Origin of the sequence: Marmoricola sp. OAE513 (assembly GCF_040546585.1) — a bacterium.
Lineage (GTDB): Bacteria > Actinomycetota > Actinomycetes > Propionibacteriales > Nocardioidaceae > Marmoricola.
Genome location: NZ_JBEPOC010000001.1, coordinates 878,690 through 900,772 on the forward strand (window position 1 = coordinate 878,690; position 22,083 = coordinate 900,772).

The window sequence follows — 22,083 nt, forward strand, 5'->3', positions numbered from 1 at the left end:
CGTGAACGAGCGCAGCGAGCGAACCAACCAGAACAGCGTCGACCGTGCCTCATCGGCGCCCGGAGCGAAGCGAGGACGTCGATGAGCGTCAGTGGCATCGAGAGCGTCGGCTTCACGCCGTACGTGCCGGCCTCCGTCAGCACGAACGGGTCGGCCAAGGTCACCGGATCGGGCAGCGAGTTCGGCAGCCTGGTGCTCGACGGTCTGGACCGCCTCGAACAGGTCCAGGACAAGACCGACCAGCTGTCGGTGAAGGCCGCGACCGGCGACCTCAACGCGATCCACGACTACACGATCGCCTCGACCGAGGCGAGCGTCACCACGCAGCTGACCGTCGCCGTGCGCAACAAGGCCGTTGAGGCGTTCAACGAGATCATGCGGATGCAGGTCTGATGAAGGACTCCCTCAACCGCGCGTTGGCGCGGTACCAGCGCACGTTCCTGGCTTTCACCACCGGCCAGAAGCTCGTCGCCGTCCTCGGCACCGGGGCCCTGCTGCTCGCCGGCTTCCTGGTGTTCCGCTGGGCGTCGGCACCGAGCTACTCGCCGCTGTTCTCGAACCTCTCGGCCAAGGACGCCTCGGCAGTCGTCGACAAGCTGGACGCGGAGGGTACGCCGTACGAGCTCACCGACGGCGGGTCGACCGTGATGGTGCCGAAGGACAAGGTCTACAGCTCGCGGATCGCCCTGTCCGGGGAGGGCCTGCCGAGCGGGTCCGAGGGCGGTTACTCGCTGCTCGACAAGCAGAGCCTCTCGACCTCCCAGGCCCAGGAGCAGACGAACTTCAAGCGGGCGATGGAGGGCGAGCTCTCCAACACCGTCGAGGCGATCGACGGCGTCCAGACCGCGGTGGTGCACCTGGCGCTGCCGCAGAAGCAGGTCTTCGCCGACAAGCAGGAGCCGGCCACCGCCTCGGTGCTGGTCGCGACCAAGCCGGGAGCCACCCTCGGGGCCGAACAGGTCCAGGCGATCGTGCACCTGGTCGCGTCCAGCGTCGACGGCCTGGACACCGACAAGGTCACCGTCGCGGACTCCTCGGGCAAGGTGCTCTCCTCCACCGACGAGAGCGGCGCCGGCGGGGCCGCGAGCACGCGGGCCCAGGAGATCTCGGACTACCAGGACCAGACCAAGAACCGCATCCAGGCGATGCTCGACCGCGTCCTCGGGGCCGGCAACTCGACCGTCACCGTCACCGCCAACCTGGACTTCGACAAGTCGGTCACCGAGACCAAGAAGTACAGCTACGACAAGAACAACGTGCCGCTCTCGCAGACCGAGAACACCGAGAAGTACTCCGGCCAGGGTGCCGGTTCCGGGGTGACCGGGGTCGTCGGCCCGGACGGCCAGATGGACTCCTCCACGACGACCGGGACCGGGGACGGGTCGGCGTACGAGAAGACGTCGAAGACCTCCGACAACGCGGTCGACACCACGGTCGAGCGCCGCGAGAACGCCCCCGGGGCGGTCCGGAACCTGCACGTGAGCGCCGTGATGGACGCCGCCAAGGCGCGCAACATCAGCGGCGCCACGATCCAGGGCCTGATCGCCAGCGCCGTGGGCATCGACGCGAACCGCGGCGACACCATCCAGGTCTCCACGCTCCCCTTCGACCGGACCGCCGAGAAGGCCGCCGCCGCGGAGCTCGCCGCCGCCAAGAAGGCCGACGCCAGCGCCAACCAGATGGACCTGATCCGCAACAGCGGACTCGTCGTCCTGGTGCTGCTGATCGTGCTGCTCGCCTGGCTCAAGGGCCGCAAGCGTGCCAAGGCCCGCGCCGAGGCCACCTCGTACGTCGTCGAGCAGCTCCGTGCCGAGCAGCTCGAACGTGCCGCGGCCGCTGCGGTCGAGCCGTCACCGGCCATGCTCGCCCTGGAGTCGACCGAGCAGTCCGAGACCGAGGAGATGCTCGACGAGCTCGCCGCGCTGGTCGAGCGCCAGCCCGAGGACGTCGCCTCGCTGCTCCGCGGTTGGCTGGTGGAGCGGCCATGAGTGAGCGAAGCGAACGAATCGTCCAACGCCGCGTCCCTCGTGCCTCGTCGGCCCCCGGAGCGAAGCGAGGACGTCGATGAGTGCCGCAACGCTGGCGGGCCTCGGTGTCCGCAAGGCAGCGATCCTGCTGATCCAGATGGGCCGCGACCGCGCGTCGTCGGTGATGGCGCACCTCTCCGACGGCGAGGTCGAGGCCATCTCCGCCGAGATCGCGCGGCTCGAGTCGATCAGCAGCGCCGAGACCCAGCAGGTCATCGGCGAGTTCAAGGACATGATGACCGCGCGGGCGCACATCGCCCAGGGTGGCATCTCCTTCGCTCAGCAGCTGCTCGAGCAGTCGCTCGGGCCCGAGCGCGCCGCCGAGATCATGGACCGGGTCAAGGCCGCGGCCGTGCAGATGCCGTTCCAGTTCCTCCACCGCGCGGACCCCGCCCAGCTGCGCTCGTTCATCGTCGACGAGCACCCGCAGGTGATCGCGCTCGTGCTCGCGCACATGACCCCGGACAAGGCATCGCTGCTGCTCTCCGGGCTCGCGCCCGACCAGCAGGCCAAGGTCGCCCACCGGATCGCCGTGATGGACCGGACCTCCCCGGAGATCATCCGCGCCGTCGAGAGCACCCTGGAGCGCAAGCTCTCCTCGATGCTTCAGCCGGCCGAGATGTCGCGCGTCGGCGGTGTCGACCCGCTGGTCAACATCATCAACCGCTCCGACCGCTCGACCGAGCGCCAGATCGTCGACGGCCTCGAGGCTCTGGACGCCGCGCTCGCCGACGAGGTGAAGAGCCGGATGTTCATGTTCGAGGACATCGTCAACCTCGACGACCGCTCGGTGCAGCTGGTGCTGCGCTCGGTGGAGGGCAACGAGCTCGCGCTGGCGCTCAAGGGCGTCGCCGACCCGGTGCGCGACAAGATCACCACCAACCTCTCGACCCGCGCCGCGGAGAACCTCGTCGAGGAGGTCGAGCTGCTCGGTGCCGTCCGGCTGACCCAGGTCGAGGAAGCACAGCAGTCCATCATCCGCACGATCCGTCAGCTCGAGGAGCGCGGCGAGATCATGGTCCGGCGAGGGAGCGACGATGAATTCGTCGAGTGAGGCCGCCGTGGTCCCGCTCCCCGAGCTCCGCACGGGCGAGTGGACGCGCCTCGGCAGCGGCGCGGTCCTGGGCGACGCGATCACCGAGGCCACGCTGACCTCGCTCGCCGAGAGCACCCGGCTGGCCGCGAGCGCGCAGGGCTACTCCGTCGGCTGGGCAGAGGGTCAGCGGGCGGCACGCAGTGCCGCGGCCGACGAGGCAGCGCTGACCCGCGAGGCGCACGACCGGGCAGAAGCGCGTCGCTCCGCCGAGCACGCGGCCGCGGTCGCCGCCCTCGAGGACGCCGCCGCCCAGCTCCGGGCCGCCGTCACCGAGGTCTGCGCGCGGGTCGAGGACCAGGCCAGCGAGCTGGCGTGGGAGCTCACCCGCGAGCTGGTCGGGCACGAGCTGGCGGGACCCGGCATCGACGTCGTACGCCGCGTGCTCGCCCTGGACCCGACCGCCCCGATCACCCGGGTCCGGCTGCACCCCGACGACCTCGTCGCGGCCGGCGACGCTGCCACGGCGCTGCGCGACAGCGGGGCGGTCGTCGTCGGCGACCCGTCGCTCCAGCGCGGCGACGCCCTGGTCGAGGCCGACGAGCACGTGCTCGACCTGCGTCTCGACCAAGCCCTCGAGCGCGTCCGCGAGGTGCTCCGATGAGTGCGCTCACCCTGGACCGCCGCCTGCGCGCGGCGCGTGCTGCCGCCCCGCTCCGGCTCGGTCGCGTGGCCGAGCTGGTCGGGCTGCACATGCTCGTCACCGGCCTCGACGCCGCGGTCGGCGACCTCGTCGAGGTCGAGGGGCCGCACGGTCTCTCCCTGGCCGAGGTCGCGGCGGGCGGCCCGCAGGGATTGATCTGCCTCCCGCTCGGCCACACCCACGGCCTCCAGGTGGGCGCCCTGGTCCGCCACACCGGTGGCCCGTTGCTGGTCCCCGTCGGCGACGCCCTGCGGGGTCGTGTGCTGGACGGCCTCGGTCGCCCGATCGACGGTGGACCTCCGCTCGACCTGCTGCCCCGGGTCCCGGTCGACAACACTCCCCCGGGTGCATTGAGCCGCCCGCGGATCCAGACGCAGCTCAGCCTCGGCGTCCGGGCCCTGGACACGTTGGTGCCGTGCGGTCGCGGGCAGCGGATCGGCATCATGGCCGGCTCCGGCGTCGGCAAGTCGACGCTGCTCTCGATGATCGCCCGCGGCACCGAGGCGGAGGTCTCCGTGATCGCCCTGGTCGGCGAGCGTGGTCGCGAGGTACGGTGAGTTCATCGACAACGACCTCGGCCCGGAGGGACTGGCGCGCTCGGTGGTCGTCGTGGCCACCAGCGACGCTCCTCCGGTCGAGCGCCTCCGCGCGGCGTTCGTCGCGACGCGGATCGCGGAGTCGTTCCGCGACGCCGGCAAGCACGTCGTGCTGATGATGGACAGCCTCACCCGGGTGGCGATGGCCCAGCGCGAGGTCGGTCTGTCGGCCGGTGAGCCGCCCGCTACTCGCGGCTACCCGCCCAGCGTCTTCGCGCTGCTCCCCCGGCTTCTCGAGCGCGCCGGCACTTCGCCGAACGGCAGCATCACCGGGCTCTACACCGTCCTCGTGGAGGGCGACGACCTGCAGGACCCGATCGGCGACACCGCACGCTCGATCCTCGACGGTCACGTCGTGCTGTCCCGGGCCCTGGCGACCAGCGGCCACTTCCCCAGCATCGACGTCCTGGAGTCGATCTCCCGGGTCACCGGAGCGGTGACCGGTCCCGCGCAGCAGACCGACGCGACCACGCTGCGCCGCCTGATGGCAGCGCACCGCAACATCCGCGAGCTCGTCGAGATCGGGGCCTACGTCCCCGGCGGGGACGTCGACGCCGACACCGCGCTGGCGCTGCTCCCGCAGATCAACGCGTTCCTGACCCAGCCGCTCGGCGAGGAGATTCCCGCCGCGACGAGCTGGAACCAGCTGGCTGCTCTCGTCGGAGGTGGTGCGTGATGGCACGGATTCCTGATGCCGGCCTGATGGCCGTGGCCCGGGTGCGCGGCGTGCGCGAGTCCGACAGCCGCCAAGGCCTCCGGACGGCGTGGGACGAGTACCGCGCGGCGCAGACCAAGGTCGACGAGCTGCGGGCGCAGCTCGCCCGCGCCGACGACTTCGTCACCGGCTCGGCACCCGAGTTCCAGGCCCTGCGGCAAACGGTCGCCATGCTCGGCGACGCGCTGATCGCCGCCGAGGATGCCCGCGACGCCGCCCAGGTGATCAGCCAGAGCGCCTACGCGCGCTGGCAGTACGACCGCACCCGGTTGGCCGCGGTCGAGATGCTGCTGGACCGCCGCGCCACCGAGCGCCGCGCCGAGATGGACCGGGCCGAGGCCCGTCAGCTCGACGACGTCGCCGTGCAGCGCTGGCTGCGCGACCGCGACGCCGAGGGAGGTGTAGCCTCGTGAGCGTCACCGACGTCACCGCACGCATCCAGCAGATCCAGTCCCAGCTGGCCATGCTCGCTCCGGCCGGCACGAGCAGCAGCTCGGCCACCGACTTCGCGGCCGCCCTGGACGGGGTCACCGACAGCACGGGGACCACCGGCACCGGCACGACCGGCGACATCCTGCCGAGCGGCAAGGCCGTGGTCACGGAGGCCCGCAAGTACCTCGGCCTCCCCTACGTCTGGGGCGGCACCGACCCGGACAAGGGTCTGGACTGCTCCGGCCTGGTCCAGCTCGTCTACAAGAACCTCGGCATCGACCTTCCCCGGCTCTCCGCTGACCAGGCCAAGGCGGGCACCAAGGTCGCCAGCATGGCCGAGGCCCAGCCCGGGGACCTGATCGCCTGGGACAACTCCAGCCGCAACAACGGCGCGGACCACATCGCGATCTACATCGGCGACGGCAAGATGATCGAGGCGCCGCGCACCGGCCTGAACGTGCGGATCGTGGACGTCCCTTCGACCCCGGACTACATCCGCCGGATCGTCCCCGCGGACGGCGTCGGAGCGGTCGGCGCCGCAGGCGGCGCCAGGGTTTCTGCGAGCACGCCGTACGCGAACCTGTTCACGGCCGCATCGGAGAAGTACGGCGTCCCGGCGGCGCTGCTCTCCGCGGTCGCGAAGCAGGAGTCGGGGTACAACCCGAAGGCAGTCAGCCCGGCTGGAGCCCAGGGCCTGATGCAGCTGATGCCCGGCACCGCGAAGGGCCTCGGCGTGACCGACTCGTTCGACCCCAACCAGGCCGTTGACGGCGCGGCTCGGATGCTTCGGGACCTGACCAACCGGTTCGGCAGCACCAGCCTGGCGCTCGCGGCGTACAACGCCGGGCCCGGTGCGGTGATCAAGTACGACGGCATCCCGCCGTACCCGGAGACCCAGCGCTACGTCCGCAACGTGCTGTCGATGATGAAGGCGGCCTCATGAGCATCACTCCGCTCGCCACCGCGGTGCCGGCGGTCGCTCCCGCCGCGGGCGCCGGGGACACTGCTGCGCTCCCGGGAGACTTCCTGGCCGTCATCCAGGCTGCGATGTCGCAGGCGGCACCGGTCGTCGAGCAGCCTCCGGTCGTCGAGCTTGCCGAGACGTCCGCACCCGATCTCCCGACCCGTCCCCACCCCACCCAGAACTCCGTCGACGGGCCCACCCCGCCAGACGGCAACTCCGTCGACGGGCCCACCCCGACCGACGGAACCCCTCCGTTGGTTGAGGAGGCTGGCCTCCAGCTCCCTCAACCAACGGGGGACCTCCCGATCGACCCCGCGCTGGCGGCCGTCATCGCCCAGGTGCCGTTCGTGGTGAGCGTCGCGGTACCGGTGGCTCACCGGGTCTCGACAAGCTCGACCACCGGAGACGGCTCGACCACCGGAGAGGGCTCGACCACCGGGGCGGGGTCGACCAACGCGAGGTCGACCACCGCCGCGAGCTCCGCCACCGAGCACGTCTCGGCAGGCTCAACACCCGAACTTCCTCAGGCTGCGCACTCCGCCGCCGATAGGCCCATCGCTGCACCGCACGCACCCGCGCGCGGGGCAGCCCACGATTCCGCGGTGGCGGGTACGACTCCTCCGACGACGGAACCGGCTTCTGTCCCCGCCGATGCCGGTACGCCGACGGCCCCTGTGCCCGCCACCGCGCTCCAGACTGCTGCACCGAGCGCAGCCCAGCACCACTCCGCTCTGCAGGCGACCCCCGCGATCGCGTCCCCAGCACCCGTGGCCGCTGCCGCGACGCCGGCTCCGGTCGCGGGCACGACCCAGCTCGACCAGGTGGCCGCACAGGTCTTCCCGGAGGTCACCCAGCTGGTCAGCCGCGGCAACGGCACCCACCGGATCGCGCTGACCCTGAACCCCGAGCAGCTGGGCGAGGTCCGCGTGATCATGACGATGCGCGACGGGAACGTGCACGTCCGCCTCGCAGCGGGCCACGAGGCGAAGGCCTCCCTGCTCGACGGCTCCCCCGAGCTGGCGCGGCTCCTCGAGCACGCCGGCGCGAGCGAGGCCCGGGTCGTCGTACACGACCTCCCGGCCGGCCTCGCGAACAGCACCAGCACGACCAGCACTCCGACCAGCACCCTGAACGCGGGCGACCCCGCGCTCGGCGGTGACCGGTCCCCCGATCAGCACGCAGGGACGCGTGCCGACCAGCACACGGCCAAGGACGGCTCCGACCAGACCTCGAGGTCCACCCGGACCTCAGGAACGACCGCAACGGGGATCACCCCGCGGTCGATCGAGCCGGTCATCGGCACCCGCGTCGCGGGCGTCGACCTGACCATGTGAGGAGACACAGTGTCGATCCCTGCGACAGAAGCAGTGACGTCGGGCATGTTCGGGACGGCGGGAACGTCGACGACCAAGACCGGCACCGCTGACAAGGAGATGTTCCTGCAGCTCCTGGTCGCGCAGATGCGCTACCAGGACCCGATGAACCCGACCGACTCCAGCCAGTTCCTGGCGCAGTCGGCGCAGTTCACCGCCCTGGAGAAGATGCAGGACGTCGCCGACCAGACGGCCGCCCTGTTCTCCGCACAGATGGCGTTCGGCGCCAGCGGGCTGATCGGCAAGCAGGTCACGTGGACCGATGCCGACGGCAACAACCAGACCGGCTCGGTCTCCGGCGTCACCTTCGGGGTCAAGGGCCCCGTGCTCGACATCGACGGCAAGGAAGTCCCGATCGCCGACGTCGTCTCCGTCAAGAACAGCACCGCGGCCACCTCGGCCTGACCTCAGCTCGTCCGCAGCACCACAAGCCCTGGGAGGGGAATCACCATGCTTCGTTCACTCTTCGCCGGCATCTCCGGCCTCCGCGTCAACCAGACCATGCTCGACGTCACCGGCAACAACATCGCCAACGCCAACACCACCGGCTTCAAGTCCAGCTCGGTGGTCTTCCAGGACACCCTGAGCCAGATGCTCACCGGCGCCGCTGCCGCCAACCCGAACCGCGGCGGCACCAACCCGATCCAGGTCGGCCTCGGCGTGCAGCTCGCCGCGACCAACGCCAACTTCACCCAGGGCTCGACCCAGACCACCGGTCGTCCGACCGACCTGATGATCCAGGGCGACGGCTTCTTCGTCGTGAAGAAGGGCAACGAGCAGCTCTACACCCGCGCCGGGGCGTTCACCTTCGACAACACCGGAACGCTCGTCGGCCCGACCGGCAACCGGGTGCAGGGCTACGCGCTCGACGCCGCCGGCCTGCCGACCGGTGGCCTGATCGACGTCACCCTGGACACCTCGGCACTGACCCCGGCTGTGCCGGTGGGTGTCGAGCTGACGTCGTACAACATCGGCAGCGACGGCAAGCTGCGCGGCATCTTCGACGACGGCATCCAGCGCGACATGGCGCAGATCGCGATCGCCGACTTCAACAACCCGATGGGCCTGGAGAAGGTCGGCGAGACCTCCTACCGGGAGTCGGCCAACTCGGGCGCCGTCCAGCTCGACGTCGCCGGCGCCGGCCGTCGCGGCACCCTGGTCGGCGGCTCGCTGGAGATGTCGAACGTCGACCTCGCCGCCGAGTTCACCAACCTGATCCTGGCCCAGCGCGGCTTCCAGGCGAGCTCGCGCGTCATCACCACCTCCGACCAGGTCCTCGAGGACCTGGTCAACATCAAGCGCTGATCTACTCCCACCCCGAGAAGGCGACGGCCCGTCCCCTGGTGGGGACGGGCCGTCGTGCTGCGTAAGGCGGCACGCCGTGCGCACGTCAGCGCCACGTGCGACGACGAATCGGTATCGCGGTGGCGGCAGCGGCCGTCGTGGTCGCCGGCGTGCTGATCGCCTGGACGGCCACGGGCAAGGGCACCGCGAACGGCCCCGGGAGCGACACCGGCCTGATCCGGGTCCGCTGACCGCTCTAGTCTTTCCGGCCCTTCATCCTCCGGCTGACCGCTCGCTCGGTCTCCCGGGCTGCCTCGCGCTTGGCCAGCGCCTGCCGCTTGTCCCAGGTCTTCTTGCCGCGGGCCAGTGCGATCTCGACCTTGGCTCGGCCGTCCTTGAAGTAGAGCGCAACGGGTACGACTGTCAGGCCGCTCTCGTTGACCTTCCGCTCGATCTTGTCGATCTCGGCGCGGTGCAGCAGCAGCTTGCGGCGCCGACGTGACCCCGCCTCGACCCAGTGCGCCTGCGCGTACTGCGGGATGTGCACGTTGTGCAGCCACACCTCGTGGCCCTCGACGTCCACGAATCCGCCCGAGAGCGACGCGCGTCCCTGACGCAGCGCCTTCACCTCGCTGCCCTGCAGCACGATGCCTGCCTCCCAGGACTCGCCGAGGTCGAAGTCGTGGGCAGCCTTGCGGTTGCGCGCGACCACGCCGTCGGTCGAGAACTTCATCACCGGAGGATCATCCCTCAGTAGGACGCGAACCGCTGGACCCACGGGGCAGGATGGATCCGTGAAGCAACGTGTTCGCTGGGCTCTGGACCACGCACTCCCCCGCACCGTCATGTCGTACGCCGCCAGGAAGGGCGACCTGCCGGGTCGCCTCATCGTGGAGTCCGGCGTCCGGGAGACCGCCGACCTCGTCGACCTGTTCGACGCGGCCCGCGCGTCCGGGCCGATCCACCAGGGCTCGTTCTCGTTCACCACCGCGTCCCAGTCGACGGTGAAGGAGATCCTCACCAGCCCGGACTTCCGCACCGGCATCGTCCGCGCCGGTGGTCCGTTCGAGAAGATCCGCGCGTGGGCCGACGTGGACATGCTCGGCCCGCTGACCCCGCCGTCCCTGCTGGTCACCGAGCCGCCGGACCACACCCGCTACCGCAAGCTCGTCACCCGGGTCTTCACGGTCCGTGCCGTCGAGCAGCTCCGCGGCCGCACCGAGCAGATCGCGAACGACCTGCTCGACCAGCTGGACCCGAGCTCGCCGGTCGACCTGGTCGAGGCCTACTGCGCCCGGCTGCCGCTCACCGTGATCACCGAGATCCTGGGCGTCGAGCCGGAGGACCAGGAGCGGGTGCTCACCTTCGGCACCGCCGCGGCTCCCAGCCTCGACCTCGGTCTGTCCTGGCAGTCGTTCCGCGACGTCGAGGCTGCGCTGACCGACTTCGCCGACTGGCTGGCCGCGCACCTGGAGCACCTGCGCGCGAACCCCGGAGACAACCTGATGAGCAAGCTGGTGGCAGCCGAGGAGGACGGCGTCGGGCTCAACGACGCCGAGCTCAAGGCCACCGCCGGGCTCGTCCTGGCTGCCGGTTTCGAGACGACGGTCAACCTGCTGGGCAACGCCATCGTCCTCTTCGACAAGCACCCCGACCAGCTCGACCGGCTCTGCTCCGAGCCGGACCTCTGGCCGAACGCGGTCGACGAGGTGCTCCGTATCGACCCGCCCGTCCTGCTCACCGGCCGGATGGCCGTGCGCGACACCACCGTGGCAGGCATGCGCGTCCCGGAGGGCGCCGTCGTCTCGACCCTGCTCGCCGGCGCCAACCGCGACCCCGAGGTCTTCACCGACCCGAACACGTTCGACGTGTCCCGGGCCAACGCCGGCGAGCACATGGCGTTCTCCGCCGGACGGCACTACTGCCTCGGCGCCTCGCTCGCCCGGATGGAGGGCGAGGTGGGGCTGAAGGTGCTCTACGACCGCTACCCCGACCTCCGGGTGCTGCCGGGAGCGGAGCGGCGTACGACGCGGATCCTGCGGGGCTTCGAGACGTTACCTGCGTCACTGTCCCCGCGTGAGGGCTGAATAAAGAGGCGCCGTTCCAGCCCTGCGTGCCGTACACCGGAAGAGGAGGCGCCCCTGCCTCCCCCGGAGAAAGCCGCACCGACATGAACGAGGAGATCAACGGCGATCTGGTCGCACACACCCTGCCCGACGGAGCCCGCATCACCCTGCGTCCGCTCGAGCCCACGGACGCTCTGGCGGTCCGCGAGATCTTCGAGCACCTCAGCCCGACCTCGCGCTACCAACGCTTCCTGGCCCCCAAGACCCACCTGACCTCGGCCGACCTGCGCCAGCTCCTCTCGGTGGACCACTGCACCCACGAAGCGGTGATCGCGTTCGACGAGCGCGGCGTCCACCCGATCGGCGTCGCCCGGTTCATCCGCGGCTACGGTGTCCACCCCGAGGTCGCGGAGATCGCGGTCGAGGTGGTCGACGCGTGGCACTGGCGCGGCGTCGGAAGTGCGCTCACCGCCGCGCTGGTGCTCCGCGCGTACGCCCTGGAGGTGCTGCAGTTCTCGGCGTACGTCGCGCACGGCAACCTCGGCGCCACCAGCCTGATGCGACGGGTCCCCGGCCGGCTCGGCCGCGTCGGCAGCGAGTCCGGGGCGGCCGAGTACCGCCTGGTGCTCGACCCGGCCTGCTGAGTCCGGCCCCTGTCGGTTTCGGGACCTTCGGACAATCGGGACCCCCGAGTACCTCAGGTGCTCCCCCGCGGGGCCGATCACCAGGTGCGAAGGGCCAAGGACGGCCCTGGAGATCGCACAAGGAAGGTGCGCCATGATCACGCTTACGCGACTCTCGGGGTCGGTGTTCGTCCTGAACGCCGACCTGATCGAGCGCATCGACGCGACCCCGGACTCCGTGGTGACGCTGGTGGACGGCAAGAAGTACGTCGTCGCCGAGACGCTCGACCAGATCATCGACGAGGTCCGCACGTACCGGGCCGAGGTGATCGCGGTCAGCGCGCACCTCGCTGACGTCCCGATCCCCGACCCGATCTCCTACGGCAAGCCGGTCGAGCACGAGCGGCCGCTCGCCGCCGTCTCGCAGCTGCCCTCCGTCGGCACCTCTCTCGGGCACGGTGAAGCCTGATGGATCCCGCACCCGCGATCGGCATCGGCGGAGGCTTCGTCGTCGTCGTGGCAGCCAACGTGCTCGAGGGCGGCAACCCGATGAGTCTGCTCCTCGGCCCGCCCCTGATGCTCGTGTTCGGCACGACGATCCTGATCAGCATCGCCGGCGGCACGATGATGGACGCCAAGAACATCGTCAGCTCGCTGAAGACGGCGTTCACCGGCAAGGTGGAGCCGCCGGGCGACATGATCCCCGAGGTCGTCGGCCTGGCCGAGCGCGCCCGTCGCGAGGGCCTGCTCTCGCTCGAGGAGTCGCTGACCACCATCGACGACCCGTTCCTGGTCAAGGGCGTCACGATGGCGATCGACGGCACCGACCCCGAGGAGGTCCGCGACATCCTCGAGGCGGAGGTCTTCGCCAAGAAGAAGGAGGACAAGCAGCGCGCCAAGTTCTTCGCGGACGCCGGCGCCTACGCCCCGACCGTGGGCATCATCGGCACCGTCATGGGTCTGGTGCACGTGCTGGAGAACCTCGCCGCTCCCGAGGAGCTCGGGCACCTGATCGCCGGCGCCTTCGTCGCGACCCTGTGGGGCGTCACCTCCGCCAACGTCATCTTCCTGCCCCTGGCCAGCCGGCTGAAGCGCCTCGGCGAGCTCGAGTGCGCGCGCATGGAGCTGGCCATCGAAGGCATCGCCGCCATCCAGGCCGGCTCGAACCCGCGGATCATCGCGCAGAAGCTGCGCTCCCTGCTGCCTGCCGGCCAGCAGCCCGACGCCGAGGCTGCGTGATCGGTCATGAGCAGGCGCAAGCGTCACGAGGAGCACGAGGAGCACGAGAACCACGAGCGGTGGCTGGTCACCTACGCCGACATGGTCACCCTGCTCATGGTGCTGTTCATCGTCATGTTCGCGATGAGCCAGGTCGACCAGAAGAAGTTCAACGCCCTGCGTGACGGCCTCGCGGCCGGTTTCGGCCAGTCGACCTCGATCCAGGACGGCTCGAGCTCGATCCTCAACCAACCGGGACAGACGGTCGCCCAGCCGATCGCTCCGAACAAGTTCGCCGTCGACGTGAAGCAGGTGAAGACCTCGGCGGAGTCCAAGGCCATCGCCGACCACGAGGACGCCGAGCACCAGCGCAAGTACGACGACGCCCAGGAGGAGGTCAAGCGGCTCAACGAGCTGCTCGCCCGCCTGCAGACGGCGTTGGAGAAGCACCACCTCGAGGACGACGTGCAGGCCGCGATCGACAACCGTGGCTTGGTGCTCAGCCTGGTCTCCAAGCACGTCGTCTTCGACGCCAACCTGGCCACCCTCTCGGAGCGCGGCCGGCTGCTGGTCGACACGATCGCGCCGGTGCTGCGCGACATCCCCGACCCCCTCCAGATCGACGGCCACACCAACCAGGTCAAGGTGAAGCCGAAGTACTACCCGACCGACTGGGAGCTGTCCTCGGCCCGCGCCGTCACGGTGCTGCGGCGCCTCAACGAGGTCGACGGCGTACCGACCGCCCGGTTGACCGCCTCGGCGTTCGGTCACACCAAGCCGCTGATCGACCCCGGCAAGCCTGGCTCCCAGGCGCTGAACAAGCGGGTGGACATCGTCGTCCTGTCCAGCCTGCCCAGCGAGACCCGTGAGCTCATCAAGGACGTCATCGCCGACCAGAAGAGCAAGAGCACCGCCCAAGGAGGGCCGCACCCATGACCGTCACCGCCATGCCGCCGACCGCCACGGGCACCACCGAGGCCGCTCCGGTCGAGAAGAAGAGCAAGAAGAAGCTGATCATCATCCTCGTCGCGGTGCTCGCGATCGGCGGTGGTGGCTACTACCAGTTCATGATGCCGAAGAAGGAGGGTCCGCCCCAGCCCGGCGAGGTCGTGAAGCTCGAGCCGATCCAGATCAACCTGGCCGCCAACCACTACCTGCGGATCGGGATCGCGCTGCAGCTGACCACCAAGGCGCACGAGGCCGACGGGTCCCAGGCCTTGGACGCGACCATCGCGCTGTTCTCCGGCCAGCCGATGGCCGAGGTGAACAACCCGAAGAAGCGCGCCGAGCTCAAGGAGCACCTGGAGGAGGAGCTCGAGCACCTGTACCACGACGAGGTGATGGGGGTGTACTTCACCGAGTTCGTCACCCAGTAGGACCCGGTCGTCGAGCTTGCCGACACGGTCCCAGACGTCTCGGCAAGCTCGACGACCGGAAAAACCACTCATATGAACCTCCCCGGGGCCGATACGTGCTGGCGTGAGCTTCCTTGCGTCCGCCCCCGGGCAGCTGTCCGCACCCCGATCCGGGTCTGCGGGCGCCCGCACGCGCCGTCGTTCGGGCGCTGAACCGGTCGCCTACGACTTCCGGCGCCCGATCCAGCTCTCCCGTGAGCACTCCCGCATCCTGCAGCTCGGGTACGACGGCTTCGCGCGCCAGGCGACCACGGTGTTCACCTCCTCGCTGCGCACCGTGTGCGGGGTGGCCCTCTCCTCGATCGAGCAGCGCAGCTACGCCGAGTACGTCGACTCGCTGGACGCCTCGACGTACCTGACCCTCTTCGCCGCCGACCCGATGCCGGGGTTGGGCGTGCTGGAAATTCCGCTGCCGGCCACGATGGCGTGCGTCGACCACATGCTCGGCGGGCCCGGCAACGCCGACCAGCCGCAGCGGCCGCTGACCGAGATCGAGGGCGGCGTCATCGGCGGCTTGATCGAGCGGCTGCTCTCGGAGATGCGCTACTCGCTGGCGGGCATCGTCCCGCTGGAGCCGACCGTCACCGGGATCGAGTACAGCCCCCAGTTCGCCCAGGTCGCCGGCGCCGCGGACGTCATGGTGGTCGCGACCTTCGACCTCCGCGTCGACGAGACCGCGCACAAGATGACGGTCTGCCTTCCGTTCAGCGGCCTGCTCCCCCACCTGGCCACCGCAGCCGCGCCGGCTCCGGCCTCGGACCGCGAGCGCGCCAAGCGGGCCCAGGCCGCCGAGCTGCTCCAGGCCCAGTTCGCCCAGGTGCCGATGGATGTGGCCGTGCGGTTCCGCTCGACCCGGCTCGCCCCCGACGCCCTGGCCGAGCTCCAGCCCGGCGACGTCGTCCGGCTGGCCCACCCCGCTTCAGCGCCGCTCGACGTCACGGTCGACGACACCACCTTCGCGCACGCCACCGCCGGCGCCCAGGGACAGCGGCTCGCTGCCCTGATCGTCGGCACCCGTAAGGAGATCCGATGACCACGTCCCCCACGTCCAACCCCGTCGGCGCCGACCTCGCCCTGGCCGCCGCCAGCGCGGCCGCCGCCGTGCTGCCCTCGGTCGACCCGCTTGTCGCCGCCGGGGCGCAGCCGGGCAACGAGCACGTCACCGCCGCCTTCTCCGGTGCCGCGATCGCCGAGCTCGACGGTGGTCTCTCGGGACGGATCGCCGTTCTCGTCGGGGACGAGCTCACCGGGGCGCTCGCGTCCAGCCCGATCGAGGGCCTCGACCTCGCTGCCGCGACCCAGCCCGCGCTGGACGCCGCGGCTGCGGTGCTCGGCGGGGCCGCGAAGGCGGCGCGCACCGTCGAGCTCGACCTGGTCATCTCCGACCTGGGCGACGACTTCACCGTCGTCCCGCTCATCGGTGCCGGGATCGCTGCGTCGGTGCTCATCCAGGACCACCTGCTCGAGGGCGGCGGTCCGTTGGTTGCGCCTGTCGAAGCCCCCGCACCCGTGACTCCGGTCGTCGAGCAGCCTTCGGTGGTCGAGCGGCCTTCGGTGGTCGAGCTTGCCGAGACCCCGGACATCTCGGCAAGCTCGATGACCGGGGGCACCGACGCGGTCGTCACGCCGCTTCCCCGCCGCGGCATCGAGATGCTGCACGGCGTCGACATGGAGGTGACCGTCGAGCTGGGTCGCACCCGGATGACCGTGCGCGACCTGCTCGCGATGACCCCGGGCGCCGTGCTCGAGCTGGACCGTGCGGCCGGCAGTCCCGCCGACCTGCTCGTCAACGGTCGGCTGATCGCCCGCGGCGAGGTCGTCGTGGTCGACGAGGACTTCGGCCTGCGGGTCACCGAGATCATCGACGACAGCTCGGCCGGCTGAGGACGTCATGCTGGAGCTCACCATCCGGCTGGTCGTCTCCCTGGCGATCGTCGTCGGACTCCTCCTCGTGCTGGCGCGCGTGGGCGCGCGCAAGTTCCGGGGTGGCTCCGAGGCCCTGGTGCACGTCGTGCACCGGCAGCCGCTGAGCCGCACGTCCGCGGTCGCCGTGGTCACCGTCGGCACGCGCGTCCTGGTGCTCGGCACCACCGAGCAGCAGATCAGCGTGCTCGCCGAGCTCGACCCTGACGAGATCGAGGGTGCTGAGGTCATCGAGCTCGACGGGCTCACCGTCGTCGAGGACGATCTCCAGGTCCCCGTCGCCCTGCAGGCGATCACCGCTCCGGCGCCGGTGCGCGCACCGGGCTCGCACCGGGCTGCTCCGGCCGCGAAGGCGGCAAAGGTCTCGGCGAGCTCGACCAACGGGGGTGCGCTCGCCGGATCGATCCTCTCCGCGCAGACCTGGAAGCAGGCGTTCAACGCGGCACGGCGAGCCTCGTGAGCTCCGCCGGCCAGCTCCTCGGACGGCTCCTGGTCGCGGCGGTCGCCGTGGCCGGGCTGCTCGTCCTCGGCGCCGGCACGGCCTCGGCGGCAACCACGGCAGCAACCACGGCGACCAGCAGCACCGTCTCGACACTCGCTCCGATGCCCGACCCCGTCGGACCGACCGGACCGACCGGACCGAGCACCGAGGTCGACGGCACCTCGGTCACTGTCGACCTCGACGGTCTGACCAAGAAGCCGAGCACGTCGGTCACCGTGATCATCGCGATGACGCTGCTCTCGCTGCTGCCGGCGATCCTGCTGACCTGCACGTCGTTCACCAAGATCCTGGTGGTCCTCGGCCTGACCCGCAACGCGCTCGGCCTCCAGCAGACGCCGCCGAACCAGGTCCTCGCCGGCCTGGCCCTGTTCCTGAGCCTGTTCATCATGGGACCGGTCCTCGGCGACATCAACGACGAGGGCGTCCAGCCCTACCTCAAGGGCGACAAGACGTCCTCGCAGGCGTACGCCGACGGCGTGAAGCCGCTGAAGTCGTTCATGCTCGACCACACCGACGACGACGAGCTCGAGCTGCTCACGAACGTCGCGAAGCGGGACCTGCCCAAGGACCGCGACGACGTCTCGATGGCGACCCTGGTGCCGGCGTTCGTGCTCAGCGAGCTCAAGCAGGCGTTCATCATCGGGTTCATCGTCTTCATCCCGTTCCTGGTGATCGACATCGTCGTCAGCGGGGCCCTGATGGCGCTCGGCATGATGATGATGCCGCCGGTGATGGTCTCGCTCCCGTTCAAGCTCCTGCTGTTCGTCCTCGTCGACGGCTGGGGCCTCGTGATCAAGTCTCTGGTAGCGAGCTACAACGAATGACCGACACGGCCATCATCTCGCTCGCGCTCCAGACCATGCTGGTCGCGCTGAAGCTGTCCGCCCCGATCCTGGTCACCTCGCTGGTGATCGGTTTCACGGTCTCGCTGTTCCAGTCGATGACCCAGATCCAGGAGTTCACGCTCTCCTTCGTCCCGAAGCTGATCGGCGTCGGGGTCGCACTGCTGGTCTGCGGCAACTGGATGCTGCACACGTTGGTGGACTTCACCAACGACCTGTTCGAGAAGCTCCCCGGGTTGCTGAGCTGACCTCGCATGACCATCACCATCGCCGGGGAGCCGCTGATCGCCTACCTGCTGGCCTCGGTCCGGATCGTGGCCTGGCTGGCGATCGTGCCGCCGTTCTCCTCGCGCGCCGTCCCGGCGATGGCCAAGGTCGTGCTGTCCCTCGGGCTCGCCTTCGCCGTGACCCCGGGGATGTCCGGCGACATCCCGGTGAGCTTCTGGGCGCTGGCGGTCAACATCGTCACCCAGGTGCTCATCGGAGCCGGAATGGGTTTTGTGACCTACCTGCTCTTCCAGGCGATCGCGACCGCGGGCAGCCTGATCGACATGTTCGGCGGCTTCGCCCTGGCCCAGGGTTTCGACCCGCTCGGACTGACGATGAACACCGTCTTCGGCAAGTTCCACCAGATGCTCGCCACCATGCTGCTCTTCGCCACCGGCGCGCACCTGCTGATCATCGGCGGGCTCCTGCGCACCTTTCACTTCCTGCCGGTCGGCACGAACCCGGACGTCGACGAACCCACCGACATCCTGGTGACGGCCATGGGCATGTTCTTCACCACGGCCGTGCAGATCGCGCTGCCGATGATCGCCGTGCTGTTCATCGCCGACCTGGGCCTGGCGCTGCTGACCAAGGTCGCACCGCAGCTCAACGCGATCAACGTGATGTTCCCGGCCAAGATCGCCCTGACGCTGCTCCTCCTCGGCCTGTCCTTCCCGGTGCTGCCGCTGGCCACCGAGCGCCTCGTGGACCTCGCGAACGAGGCCATGGCAGCGATCGCCGGAGCGGGGTGATCGCGTGAGCGGCAGTGCCGGCGAGAAGACCGAGAAGGCCACACCCAAGCGGCGCAAGGAGAACCGCAAGGAGGGCCAGGTCGCGCGCACCCAGGAGCTCGGTGGCTGGTCGTCCCTGCTCGTCGTCGCGATGGCGTTCCCGATGCTGCTCGGTCACGAGCTCGGCAAGATCCGCACGATCATGACCACCAGCCTCACCGTCGGTGACGAGGCGACCACGGCACTCGCGCTCAACCTGCTCGGTGACGCCGCGAAGCACGTGTTCCTCAGCCTCGTGGTCCTCGGCAGCGGCATCATGCTGATCAGCGTCACCGCCACCGTGGCCCAGGGCGGTTTCTACCTGGCCACCAAGAGCCTGAAGCCGAAGTGGTCCAAGCTCGACCCGATCAAGGGCGCCAAGCGGATCTTCGGCCCCCAGGCCCTGTGGGAGGGCGCGAAGATGCTGCTGAAGAGCGCCTTCGTCTCCCTGCTCGTCTACTTCGGGATCAAGGCGATGATGCCCCTGATCGGCGGCCTGGTGCCGATCCCGGTCGTCATCGACACGGTCTCCGGCAAGGCGCTCGGCATGATCCGCAACATCGGTCTGGTCGGCCTGGGCATGGCCGGCGCCGACTACGCGATCGCCCGACGGCGTACCGGGAAGCAGACCCGGATGTCGAAGGAGGAGATCAAGCAGGAGCACAAGCAGACCGAGGGTGACCCGATGATCAAGAGCGCCATCCGGTCGCGCCAGCTCGCGGCGGCCCGCAACCGGATGATGGCCGACGTGGCCACCGCGGACGTGGTGCTGGTCAACCCGACGCACGTCGCCGTCGCGCTGCGGTACGACGCCCAGAAGGGGGCTCCGCGGGTGGTCGCGCGCGGTGCCGGCGCCATCGCCGCCAAGATCCGCGAGCTGGCGACCGAGGAGTCGGTACCGCTGGTGCGCGACGTCCCCCTCGCCCGTGCCCTCTACCGCTCGACCAAGGTCGGCCAGGAGATCCCTGCCGAGCTCTTCGCCGCGGTCGCCCAGGTGCTCGCGTTCGTGATCAGCCGCCGCAGCCGCGGCCAACGGGGCGGGCAGCACCGCTCGCCGCGCCCCGAGGGCGACCTGCCCGTCGTACCGGACGCCGGGCGGCGCCGGCGACACGTGCCGGGTTCCCAGACCGGTCCCAAGAAGCACTCAGCCAAGCTCGCTCTCGGCCGATAGGGACTCAGACGTCAGGACGACGTCCCCCTTGCGCACCACGGACGGTGCTCCCGGTTCTGTGCGGAGTGAAGTCCATGAAGCGTCTGATGCAGCTCGGTGTCCCCGTCGGCATCGTCTTCATCGTCGTCATGCTGGTCGTCCCGCTCCCGGCGATCGTCCTCGACCTGCTGATCGCGCTGAACATCACCGGAGCACTGCTCATCCTGCTGACCGCGATGTTCATCTCCAAACCGCTGGACTTCGCCGCGTTCCCGGCCGTCATCCTGGTGATGACCCTGTTCCGGCTGGCCCTCAACGTCAGCGCCACGCGGCTCGTCCTGCTCGACGGGTACGCCGGCAAGGTCATCGACACGTTCGGGCACTTCGTGGTCGGCGGCTCGCTGATCGTCGGCCTGATCGTCTTCTCCATCCTGCTGGTCATCCAGTTCGTGGTCATCACCAACGGTGCCGGCCGCGTCGCCGAGGTCGGCGCCCGGTTCACGCTCGATGCGATGCCCGGCAAGCAGATGGCCATCGACGCCGACCTCAACTCCGGCCTCATCGACGAGGAGCAGGCGCGCCGCCGTCGCCTCGAGGTGCACGCCGAGGCCGACTTCTACGGGGCGATGGACGGTGCCTCGAAGTTCGTGAAGGGCGACGCGATCGCCGCGATCGTGATCACCCTGGTGAACCTGATCGGCGGCTTCGGCGTCGGCGTCGGCCAGAAGGGGATGCCCCTCGGCGACGCGATCACCACCTACAGCCTGCTCTCCATCGGCGACGGCCTGGTCTCCCAGATCCCGGCGCTGCTGCTCTCGGTCGCCACCGGTCTCATCGTCACCCGCTCGGTGGGCGACGCCGACATGGGATCGGACATCCTCGAGCAGCTGACCGCGCGTCGTACGCCGCTGCGGGTCGCCGGTTTCGCAGCGCTGTCGCTGTGCCTGATCCCGGGTCTGCCGAAGATCCCGTTCATCATCGCGGGAGGCGTGATGCTGCTGGCCAGCTCGCGGGTGCCCGACGACGCCGCGGATCCCGGGACGTCACCGGAGGCAGAGGCACTCGCGGCGCTGCCGTCGCCGGACTCACCGGAGGTGCTCGCCTCGGAGATCCAGGTGGATCCGCTCGGGCTCGAGCTGTCCGCCGACATCATCGACCTCGTCGACCCGAGCGCCGGCGGGGACCTGCTGGAGCGGGTCAAGGCACTGCGCCGGAAGGTCGCCTCGGACATCGGCATCGTGGTGCCGCCGGTCCGCACCCGGGACAACATGGACCTGCCGATGCGCACCTACGCGATCAAGCTGTTCGGCATCGAGGTCGCGCGCGGCGAGTCCCCGTCGGGCACGGTGCTGGCGATCGGCCTGCCAGAAGGTAGCGGGGGCCTGGGCAACCTGCCCGGCGAGCCCACCCGCGAGCCCGTCTTCGGCCTGGACGCCAAGTGGATCCCGCTGGAGCTGCGCAACCAGGCGGAGCTCTCCGGCGCGACCGTGGTCGACCGCGCCTCGGTGATCACGACGCACCTCGCCGAGGTCGTCACCACCCACGCGGCCCGGCTGCTCGGCCGCGAGGACGTCAAGCTGCTCACCGACGTCGTCAAGCGCAGCCACCCGGTCGTCGTCGACGAGCTGACTCCCGCCCAGCTCACGCTCGGTGAGGTGCAGCGCGTGCTGCAGACCCTGCTCGACGAGGGCGTCTCGGTGCGCGACCTGGTCCGCATCTACGAGGCGCTGTCGCTCAAGGCGGCAGCGACCAAGGACCTCGACCAGCTGGTGGAGTCGGCGCGGCAGGCACTCGGCCCGGCCATCGTCGCGCCGTACGCCGTCAGCGACGCACAGAGCGACCGCACGGTGCACGTGATCAGCCTGGAGCCGCAGCTCGAGCAGCAGATGCTCGAAGACAGCCGACCCACCGAGCAGGGCCTCGTCATCGCGTTGAGCCCCGAGCTCGGCCAGTCCGTGCTGATGCAGCTCTCCTCGATCACCACCGAGGCCGAGAACCGCAACCTGCGCCCGGTGCTGGTCTGCTCACCCCAGCTCCGCGCCGCCGTACGCCGGCTCGTGCGTCCGTCCCTGCACCAGCTCCCGGTGCTCTCCTACTCCGAGCTCGTCGGTGCGGACCAGGTCCGTTCCGTGGGCGTCGTGAACCGCTCGGTCGTCGAGCTCGCAGAGATGAGGTGACAG

General features: G+C 70.1%; 27 protein-coding genes. 26 read left to right on the top strand and 1 reads right to left on the bottom strand.

The window, feature by feature from the left end:
- Positions 1-81: 81 nt before the first annotated feature.
- From fliE to ABIE44_RS04370, 12 genes are all read left to right on the top strand, one after another.
- Positions 82-393, top strand: coding sequence for a flagellar hook-basal body complex protein FliE (fliE, locus tag ABIE44_RS04315; RefSeq protein ID WP_209721631.1), 312 nt, complete (start codon positions 82-84; stop codon positions 391-393).
- On the top strand, positions 393-1,988 hold the full coding sequence (gene fliF, locus ABIE44_RS04320; protein WP_209721628.1) for a flagellar basal-body MS-ring/collar protein FliF: 1,596 nt from the start codon (positions 393-395) through the stop codon (positions 1,986-1,988). Before fliE ends, fliF begins: the two co-directional genes overlap by 1 nt.
- A gap of 76 nt (positions 1,989-2,064) precedes the next feature.
- A complete protein-coding gene (gene fliG / locus ABIE44_RS04325) occupies positions 2,065-3,081 on the top strand; it encodes a flagellar motor switch protein FliG (protein WP_209721626.1) in 1,017 nt (338 codons plus the stop codon).
- Entirely contained in the window at positions 3,065-3,724 is a 660-nt protein-coding gene (locus tag ABIE44_RS04330; RefSeq protein ID WP_209721623.1) for a FliH/SctL family protein, read from the top strand. Before fliG ends, ABIE44_RS04330 begins: the two co-directional genes overlap by 17 nt.
- Positions 3,721-4,320, top strand: coding sequence for a hypothetical protein (locus ABIE44_RS04335; protein WP_354437841.1), 600 nt, complete (start codon positions 3,721-3,723; stop codon positions 4,318-4,320). Before ABIE44_RS04330 ends, ABIE44_RS04335 begins: the two co-directional genes overlap by 4 nt.
- Positions 4,301-5,035: a hypothetical protein gene (locus ABIE44_RS04340; RefSeq protein WP_354437842.1), complete on the top strand. Its 735-nt coding sequence runs from the start codon at positions 4,301-4,303 to the stop codon at positions 5,033-5,035. The genes ABIE44_RS04335 and ABIE44_RS04340 overlap by 20 nt, the downstream gene beginning before the upstream one ends.
- Complete coding sequence (locus ABIE44_RS04345; protein WP_209721617.1) at positions 5,035-5,487, top strand: flagellar FliJ family protein; 453 nt, start codon at positions 5,035-5,037, stop codon at positions 5,485-5,487. The genes ABIE44_RS04340 and ABIE44_RS04345 overlap by 1 nt, the downstream gene beginning before the upstream one ends.
- On the top strand, positions 5,484-6,449 hold the full coding sequence (locus ABIE44_RS04350; RefSeq protein WP_354437843.1) for a transglycosylase SLT domain-containing protein: 966 nt from the start codon (positions 5,484-5,486) through the stop codon (positions 6,447-6,449). Before ABIE44_RS04345 ends, ABIE44_RS04350 begins: the two co-directional genes overlap by 4 nt.
- The gene (locus ABIE44_RS04355) at positions 6,446-7,804 is read left to right on the top strand and encodes a flagellar hook-length control protein FliK (protein ID WP_209721614.1); all 1,359 of its coding nucleotides are present in this window, start codon (positions 6,446-6,448) and stop codon (positions 7,802-7,804) included. The genes ABIE44_RS04350 and ABIE44_RS04355 overlap by 4 nt, the downstream gene beginning before the upstream one ends.
- A 9-nt stretch (positions 7,805-7,813) precedes the next feature.
- On the top strand, positions 7,814-8,248 hold the full coding sequence (locus tag ABIE44_RS04360) for a flagellar hook capping FlgD N-terminal domain-containing protein (RefSeq protein ID WP_209721611.1): 435 nt from the start codon (positions 7,814-7,816) through the stop codon (positions 8,246-8,248).
- A 45-nt stretch (positions 8,249-8,293) separates the two neighbouring features.
- A complete protein-coding gene (locus tag ABIE44_RS04365) occupies positions 8,294-9,148 on the top strand; it encodes a flagellar hook-basal body complex protein (protein WP_209721608.1) in 855 nt (284 codons plus the stop codon).
- Between the two features lie 95 nt (positions 9,149-9,243).
- On the top strand, positions 9,244-9,378 hold the full coding sequence (locus ABIE44_RS04370; protein ID WP_354437844.1) for a hypothetical protein: 135 nt from the start codon (positions 9,244-9,246) through the stop codon (positions 9,376-9,378).
- A 5-nt stretch (positions 9,379-9,383) separates the two neighbouring features.
- Here ABIE44_RS04370 and smpB read toward each other — a convergent pair whose 3' ends face one another.
- The gene (gene smpB, locus ABIE44_RS04375; protein ID WP_209721605.1) at positions 9,384-9,860 is read right to left on the bottom strand and encodes an SsrA-binding protein SmpB; all 477 of its coding nucleotides are present in this window, start codon (positions 9,858-9,860) and stop codon (positions 9,384-9,386) included.
- A gap of 61 nt (positions 9,861-9,921) precedes the next feature.
- Between smpB and ABIE44_RS04380 the strand changes: the two genes are divergently transcribed.
- The 14 genes from ABIE44_RS04380 to flhA all read left to right on the top strand — a co-directional run bounded on the left by ABIE44_RS04380 (position 9,922) and on the right by flhA (position 22,080).
- Positions 9,922-11,214 (top strand): cytochrome P450, encoded by a 1,293-nt coding sequence (locus tag ABIE44_RS04380; RefSeq protein WP_354437845.1) that lies wholly within the window; start codon positions 9,922-9,924, stop codon positions 11,212-11,214.
- Positions 11,215-11,297: 83 nt separating this feature from the next.
- Positions 11,298-11,837, top strand: a complete 540-nt coding sequence (locus tag ABIE44_RS04385; protein ID WP_209721599.1) for a GNAT family N-acetyltransferase — start codon at positions 11,298-11,300, stop codon at positions 11,835-11,837.
- A 133-nt stretch (positions 11,838-11,970) separates the two neighbouring features.
- Positions 11,971-12,285: a flagellar FlbD family protein gene (locus ABIE44_RS04390; RefSeq protein ID WP_209721595.1), complete on the top strand. Its 315-nt coding sequence runs from the start codon at positions 11,971-11,973 to the stop codon at positions 12,283-12,285.
- The gene (locus ABIE44_RS04395) at positions 12,285-13,055 is read left to right on the top strand and encodes a motility protein A (RefSeq protein WP_209721592.1); all 771 of its coding nucleotides are present in this window, start codon (positions 12,285-12,287) and stop codon (positions 13,053-13,055) included. The genes ABIE44_RS04390 and ABIE44_RS04395 overlap by 1 nt, the downstream gene beginning before the upstream one ends.
- A gap of 6 nt (positions 13,056-13,061) precedes the next feature.
- Positions 13,062-13,970, top strand: a complete 909-nt coding sequence (locus ABIE44_RS04400; protein WP_209721589.1) for a flagellar motor protein MotB — start codon at positions 13,062-13,064, stop codon at positions 13,968-13,970.
- Positions 13,967-14,410 (top strand): flagellar basal body-associated FliL family protein, encoded by a 444-nt coding sequence (locus ABIE44_RS04405; RefSeq protein WP_209721586.1) that lies wholly within the window; start codon positions 13,967-13,969, stop codon positions 14,408-14,410. Before ABIE44_RS04400 ends, ABIE44_RS04405 begins: the two co-directional genes overlap by 4 nt.
- Before the next feature lie 103 nt (positions 14,411-14,513).
- The gene (locus ABIE44_RS04410) at positions 14,514-15,482 is read left to right on the top strand and encodes a flagellar motor switch protein FliM (RefSeq protein WP_354437846.1); all 969 of its coding nucleotides are present in this window, start codon (positions 14,514-14,516) and stop codon (positions 15,480-15,482) included.
- Complete coding sequence (gene fliN / locus ABIE44_RS04415; protein ID WP_209721583.1) at positions 15,479-16,333, top strand: flagellar motor switch protein FliN; 855 nt, start codon at positions 15,479-15,481, stop codon at positions 16,331-16,333. The genes ABIE44_RS04410 and fliN overlap by 4 nt, the downstream gene beginning before the upstream one ends.
- Before the next feature lie 7 nt (positions 16,334-16,340).
- The gene (locus ABIE44_RS04420) at positions 16,341-16,832 is read left to right on the top strand and encodes a FliO/MopB family protein (RefSeq protein WP_209721581.1); all 492 of its coding nucleotides are present in this window, start codon (positions 16,341-16,343) and stop codon (positions 16,830-16,832) included.
- Complete coding sequence (fliP, locus tag ABIE44_RS04425) at positions 16,829-17,698, top strand: flagellar type III secretion system pore protein FliP (RefSeq protein WP_354437847.1); 870 nt, start codon at positions 16,829-16,831, stop codon at positions 17,696-17,698. Before ABIE44_RS04420 ends, fliP begins: the two co-directional genes overlap by 4 nt.
- A complete protein-coding gene (gene fliQ / locus ABIE44_RS04430) occupies positions 17,695-17,964 on the top strand; it encodes a flagellar biosynthesis protein FliQ (RefSeq protein ID WP_209721578.1) in 270 nt (89 codons plus the stop codon). Before fliP ends, fliQ begins: the two co-directional genes overlap by 4 nt.
- A 6-nt stretch (positions 17,965-17,970) precedes the next feature.
- Positions 17,971-18,735, top strand: a complete 765-nt coding sequence (locus tag ABIE44_RS04435) for a flagellar biosynthetic protein FliR (protein ID WP_209721575.1) — start codon at positions 17,971-17,973, stop codon at positions 18,733-18,735.
- 4 nt (positions 18,736-18,739) lie between these two features.
- Positions 18,740-19,924: an EscU/YscU/HrcU family type III secretion system export apparatus switch protein gene (locus ABIE44_RS04440; protein WP_209721572.1), complete on the top strand. Its 1,185-nt coding sequence runs from the start codon at positions 18,740-18,742 to the stop codon at positions 19,922-19,924.
- Positions 19,925-19,998: 74 nt separating this feature from the next.
- The gene (flhA, locus tag ABIE44_RS04445; RefSeq protein ID WP_209721569.1) at positions 19,999-22,080 is read left to right on the top strand and encodes a flagellar biosynthesis protein FlhA; all 2,082 of its coding nucleotides are present in this window, start codon (positions 19,999-20,001) and stop codon (positions 22,078-22,080) included.
- Positions 22,081-22,083 lie beyond the last annotated feature (3 nt).

Bases quoted from the DNA above. Each gene is read 5' to 3' on its own strand.
- fliF (WP_209721628.1), top strand. From the start codon at position 393: ATGAAGGACTCCCTCAACCGCGCGTTGGCGCGGTACCAGCGCACGTTC.
- ABIE44_RS04365 (WP_209721608.1), top strand. From the start codon at position 8,294: ATGCTTCGTTCACTCTTCGCCGGCATCTCCGGCCTCCGCGTCAACCAG.
- ABIE44_RS04395 (WP_209721592.1), top strand. From the start codon at position 12,285: ATGGATCCCGCACCCGCGATCGGCATCGGCGGAGGCTTCGTCGTCGTC.
- ABIE44_RS04330 (WP_209721623.1), top strand. From the start codon at position 3,065: ATGAATTCGTCGAGTGAGGCCGCCGTGGTCCCGCTCCCCGAGCTCCGC.
- ABIE44_RS04390 (WP_209721595.1), top strand. From the start codon at position 11,971: ATGATCACGCTTACGCGACTCTCGGGGTCGGTGTTCGTCCTGAACGCC.
- flhA (WP_209721569.1), top strand. From the start codon at position 19,999: ATGAAGCGTCTGATGCAGCTCGGTGTCCCCGTCGGCATCGTCTTCATC.
- ABIE44_RS04385 (WP_209721599.1), top strand. From the start codon at position 11,298: ATGAACGAGGAGATCAACGGCGATCTGGTCGCACACACCCTGCCCGAC.
- smpB (WP_209721605.1), bottom strand. From the start codon at position 9,860: ATGAAGTTCTCGACCGACGGCGTGGTCGCGCGCAACCGCAAGGCTGCC.
- fliE (WP_209721631.1), top strand. From the start codon at position 82: ATGAGCGTCAGTGGCATCGAGAGCGTCGGCTTCACGCCGTACGTGCCG.
- fliQ (WP_209721578.1), top strand. From the start codon at position 17,695: ATGACCGACACGGCCATCATCTCGCTCGCGCTCCAGACCATGCTGGTC.
- ABIE44_RS04420 (WP_209721581.1), top strand. From the start codon at position 16,341: ATGCTGGAGCTCACCATCCGGCTGGTCGTCTCCCTGGCGATCGTCGTC.
- fliN (WP_209721583.1), top strand. From the start codon at position 15,479: ATGACCACGTCCCCCACGTCCAACCCCGTCGGCGCCGACCTCGCCCTG.
- ABIE44_RS04355 (WP_209721614.1), top strand. From the start codon at position 6,446: ATGAGCATCACTCCGCTCGCCACCGCGGTGCCGGCGGTCGCTCCCGCC.
- fliG (WP_209721626.1), top strand. From the start codon at position 2,065: ATGAGTGCCGCAACGCTGGCGGGCCTCGGTGTCCGCAAGGCAGCGATC.
- ABIE44_RS04345 (WP_209721617.1), top strand. From the start codon at position 5,035: ATGGCACGGATTCCTGATGCCGGCCTGATGGCCGTGGCCCGGGTGCGC.
- ABIE44_RS04435 (WP_209721575.1), top strand. From the start codon at position 17,971: ATGACCATCACCATCGCCGGGGAGCCGCTGATCGCCTACCTGCTGGCC.
- ABIE44_RS04405 (WP_209721586.1), top strand. From the start codon at position 13,967: ATGACCGTCACCGCCATGCCGCCGACCGCCACGGGCACCACCGAGGCC.
- ABIE44_RS04400 (WP_209721589.1), top strand. From the start codon at position 13,062: ATGAGCAGGCGCAAGCGTCACGAGGAGCACGAGGAGCACGAGAACCAC.
- ABIE44_RS04335 (WP_354437841.1), top strand. From the start codon at position 3,721: ATGAGTGCGCTCACCCTGGACCGCCGCCTGCGCGCGGCGCGTGCTGCC.